The sequence below is a fragment of the Shewanella sp. SM32 genome (assembly GCF_025654235.1).
Classification (GTDB): Bacteria; Pseudomonadota; Gammaproteobacteria; order Enterobacterales; family Shewanellaceae; genus Shewanella; species Shewanella oncorhynchi.
The window spans coordinates 1-4,542 of record NZ_JAKKRO010000115.1 but is presented as its reverse complement, the minus strand read 5'-3'; the positions used below and the strand labels follow the sequence as shown (position 1 = coordinate 4,542).

The following is a 4,542-nucleotide window of genomic DNA, read 5'->3' as shown; positions in this document are numbered from 1 at the left end:
CGGCCCAAATCATCGCGTCCATCGGCAATTTACGCCGTCTTAACGTCGCAACGCCCTGAGAGTCTAGACAAGATTGAATTAACTCAGGTTCTAACACATCTGCTAAGCAGGTGAATTCGGTTAGGCGGGTAATATGAGTACGGGCGAGTGCTTCTGAGAGTTGCATAAAAAATCCGATGACATGAGGTCATCGGATTTTGATCTTTTCAGCGAGATCGTCAAGCGATCTGTCTTAACTGATCGGCATTACGCAAAGTGGCTTCCTTTACGGTTGATTGTCCACCATCAAACTTGCCATTGTTCATCCAGCGCTGATGGGCGGGGACGCCAACATAGTCAAAAATACTGGTGCGTGATGCATGACCAAATCCTGGGTTGTCGATGGCGGCTTCTCCCACTTCTTGGCCAAAATACACTAACGTCGGTGAAGTGCCTATCGTTGCCGACACTACCATAGCGGGTAGGGCATAGTGTGGATTCACGGCTTGGGTTGCCGTGGGCTTATTTGTGTGTAGCGATGCTAAAAATGCCGCATTACCAATACGTTGCTCGTCGTGGTTTTCTAAAAAGTGCAGCATGTGAGATTCAATTTCCTGCACTTTTTCCTGATCTGCCGCGATATTAGCTGTGCTGGTTTTACCCGCCATCACGGCTTTTAGGGTGTCGTAAAGATTGATCTTATCGTACAGATAATCCATTTTGCCAAGTTGGATATAATCTCGATACAGCTTGGGGTTATAGACCTCGGCCAAGATAAAGGCATCGGGATTTGTGTGTTTTATCTGGCTGTTGAGATAGCTCCAAAACTCCACTGGCACCATTTCGGCCATATCATAGCGAAAGCCATCGACCCCTTTCGCTAGCCAGTATTGCGCAATCTGATTGAATTTAATCCAAGCGCTTGGGAGCTCGGCTAAGTGTTGTTGCCAAAAAGCGTAATGCTGCGCCTGCGTTAAAGTGGCGAAATTGGCTGGCAGGCGAGGGAAGTCATAGGTGCCATCGGGGCGTACGCCGTAATTGATTTTGACTGTTTCATACCAATCATTGGCATCGGGCTTGGCTAAGCGTGAGCCATTACCAGTCCATTTTGCGGGAAATTCGTTGAATTTGCCGTCACTTAAGGGGTGAGCTTCTCCGCCCAGCGGTTTAAGTCCTGCGGGTAAGCTTGGCACTTCAAAGGCATGCGCTTTTCCCTTTGCCCCCTCCGAGCCCTTATTAACATCAACTTTATCAACGACATAATAGAAGTTGTTATTTTTGGCATACTCCAGACTGGTATCATCATCTTCGCCAAAATCACGCACGCCTTGGGGTTTACTAACGGATTGATAATGGCGCGCCACATGGTTTGGCACGATATCGATAATCACCTTTAAGCCGTGTTGATGGGTACGGGCAATGAGCGCTTCGAACTCGACTAAACGGTTGGCGGGATTGACCGCCAGATCTGGGTTGACGTTGTAGTAATCTTTGACTGCGTAGGGTGAGCCCGCGCGTCCTTTGACCACATCGGGATCATCAGCACTCACGCCAATCGCGCTGTAATCACCAATCAATGCATGGTGGGGAACGCCCGTGTACCACACATGGGTAACGCCTAGGTCCTTGATGCTATTGAGTGCAACATTGTCGATATCATTAAACTTACCGACGCCATTGTCGGCAATCGTGCCCCAAGGTTTGTTGGTTGGATTTTTATTGCCATAAAGGCGAGTAAAGATTTGATACACCACAGGTTTAAGCGTCATAACCTCACTCTCAGACTTTGGTAGTAACTCATTATCAAGCGTCTGCGTTGATGTATTTGCATTGATCGAGAAGCTAAAAAGCGAGGCAGTTAATAAAGAGGCACTGAATAGAGCGTTTAAACATAAGCTGAGTGATGACTGTCGGCGCTGCGGGGCTTTCGCTGCTTGGGTTATAAGTAAAGCCACTATGGGAAATTTCGCCGCTTGGGGGTACTGAATAACTCTGGAATAGATAGGTGATAAAAAGCTCAAGACTGAATTCCTTTTAGGGTTGAGTTTTTGATTGGGTGAGTTGTTTGAGCCTGAGTTAAATCGCTAGCTGAGTAACTCATATGATTAGAGGTTTGACGGCTAGGTAAGCCAGTATTTAGCTGCGGTCTGGCTTTAAGCTCAAGGATAGTGACACCTGCGTGGGGCAATGCTAGCGCTTGATTGAGTGAAACTGTGTTGCCACTGATGATATCTGTAGCGGCGCGGTTATCGCCAAGTACACTGGCAAAGCGGTTTACATCTAGCGTGACTGCTTTGTCATTTTTATTGTAAATCACCATGACTTTATCGGCTAAGGGCTGAGTACAGGCATTGTGTTGGGTTTGAGAATCGTGTTGAGTTAGTGACTTAAGCTCTTTAGCATTTAGGTCAGCTGATAATGGGTCATTCAATAAGCAGCGAAATTGCACATAGATGCCATCCTGCGGCACAAAGTGCAGTAGTTCGCCCGATTGCAGCGCAAGGGATTGTTTACGGTAATTCAGTAGGGTACGGATAAATTGCTGCGCTTGTCGTTGAGGTTCACTCAGTCCTTGGCCGGTAAAGGCGTTAGTGGCATTGTTGGCAAACCCGCCGGGAAAATCACTGCGTACAACGCCATCGTGACGGCCCTCGGTTGGGCTTGTCATCAACACTTCTGTACCGTAGAACAGCTGCGGAATGCGTTTGGCGGTCAGCACATAGGTGAGGGCCATCTTGTATAAGTCTATATTTTCTTTCACTAAACTGAAGATACGATTGGTGTCGTGATTGCCTTCAAATAGCACTAGCTTACTAGGTTCTGCATACACAACATCGTTGGCTAACATCTCGTAAAGCTTGATAAAACCCGTATCCCAGCTTTCTGGCTCATTAAGGCTGGCAATCAATTTTTCATATAGCGGGAAGTCCATCAAACTGGGTAAATCTGAGGTATAGCCATCGGCATTGATTTTGCCCTTTTGCCAATAGGACACTGTGATGGGGTTTGCGGTCCATTCTTCGCCAACAATATTAAAATTTGGGTACTCAGCCATTACGGCCTTAGACCATTTAGCGAGAAACCCTTTGTCGGCGTAGGAGTAAGTATCTTCACGTATCCCCGAAAGTCCTGCGTACTCGACCCACCAAATACTGTTTTGGATAAGATAGGTTGCCAGTTTTGGATTGCTTTGATTTAGATCTGGCATAGTGTCGGTAAACCAGCCGTCGACAAAATCAATATGATCTTGCGCTGCCGCGTAGGGATCTTGCACTGTCGTGCGCCTATGGCTGGTGAAACGGGGGCTGGTAACGCTGGATTTAATAGCGCTGGATTTAGCATCGGCAGACTGAGTCAAATTAGGCTTGGATTCTTGATTCTTTAGCTGCGTTTTTGTGGCATCGTTCAGCCAGTCATGGCTGGGTAAATCGTTGAGCCACCAATGGTTAGAGCCGATATGATTCACCACAACATCTTTAATCACCCCTAGGCCAAGCTTATTAGCCTTAGCGACTAAGGCTTTATAATCCTTGTTGCTGCCAAAGCGGGGATCGACGCGGTATAAATTGGTAATTGAGTAACCGTGGTATGAATACTGGGCTTGATTATTCTCAAGCAGTGGATTGATCCATAACTGAGTCACGCCAAGTTTTGCCAGATAATCTAAGTGCTGGCTGATCCCTGCTATATCGCCGCCATGGCGAGCATCGGGATAATAGGGGTTGCTGGAATTGCTAGGAGAGTTAGCCGCGACTTGCTCTAGCATATCGGCCTGATTGTCATTGCTCGTGTCGCCATTGGCGAATCTATCTGGGGTGATAAGGTAAATCACATCCTTATTGCTAAATCCTTGGCGTTCACGGCTGCCCTCAGCACGCGCTTGCAACGTATAGGGCAGGCGATAAAGAGGCGTGTTGGTTTTTGAAGCGTTGGTTTTTGAAGCCAAATCAGTGCTTGAAATCACTAGTTCAAAGGTTTGCGGCGCAGCTTGACTCAGATCTAAATTGATAAACAAATAGTGAGGGTTATCAGTATGCTCAAGGCTTTTGAGTGTGATGCCTTTTCCTTGTATATCAACTTTAATCTGTTGCGGTAAGCTTGGAAGTTTGCGGCTATACAGCATCAGCTGTAACTCAGGATTGTGCATTCCCGCCCACCAAAAAGCGGGTTCAAGCTTAACGTCCGTCGATATATCTGGCTCAAAGGTGTTTGCATAGGCCGTATTAAATGAAGAGCAAACCAAGCATAAATAAAGCGCAATCATTAGGTTTTGACGGATCATAATGTAAGCCTTTTAAAGATAAATAAGTAAAACGCTGAAGGATCCCCTCATAAATCAGCCATAGCATAGCCATATTTGAGCAACTGATTGGCGAATAATACCCAGGCCGCCAGCAATTCTTTCTCCGTGATTTGATAATCAGGCCGCCTGAGTACCTCCAATCCCAAGCGAATCGTTGAGAGTACCGTTCGATGCCCAATGGTATTGGCCTGAAAATGCTTATCCCAGCCCTGTTGCTGTGCGTGTAAACCAACTAGCCACAACAGGCATTGAACCATCAA

Annotated in this window: 3 protein-coding genes and 1 pseudogene; all 4 read right to left on the bottom strand. The window is 46.8% G+C overall.

Annotated elements, in window-relative coordinates; translation table 11 throughout:
• On the bottom strand, positions 1 to 166 hold a 166-nt coding region (locus L5M10_RS23275; RefSeq protein ID WP_263149190.1), incomplete at its 3' end, for a transposase domain-containing protein.
• Positions 167 to 218: 52 nt separating this feature from the next.
• On the bottom strand, positions 219 to 2,000 hold the full coding sequence (locus L5M10_RS23270; protein ID WP_263256039.1) for an alpha-amylase family protein: 1,782 nt from the start codon (positions 1,998 to 2,000) through the stop codon (positions 219 to 221).
• Positions 1,997 to 4,261: a glycoside hydrolase family 13 protein gene (locus L5M10_RS23265; protein WP_263256038.1), complete on the bottom strand. Its 2,265-nt coding sequence runs from the start codon at positions 4,259 to 4,261 to the stop codon at positions 1,997 to 1,999. The genes L5M10_RS23270 and L5M10_RS23265 overlap by 4 nt, the downstream gene beginning before the upstream one ends.
• A gap of 47 nt (positions 4,262 to 4,308) precedes the next feature.
• Positions 4,309 to 4,542: pseudogene (locus L5M10_RS23260) on the bottom strand (IS4 family transposase); the annotation flags it as partial.

Coding starts and splice junctions, on each gene's coding strand:
- L5M10_RS23265 (WP_263256038.1), bottom strand. CDS start 4,261: ATGATCCGTCAAAACCTAATGATTGCGCTTTATTTATGCTTGGTTTGC.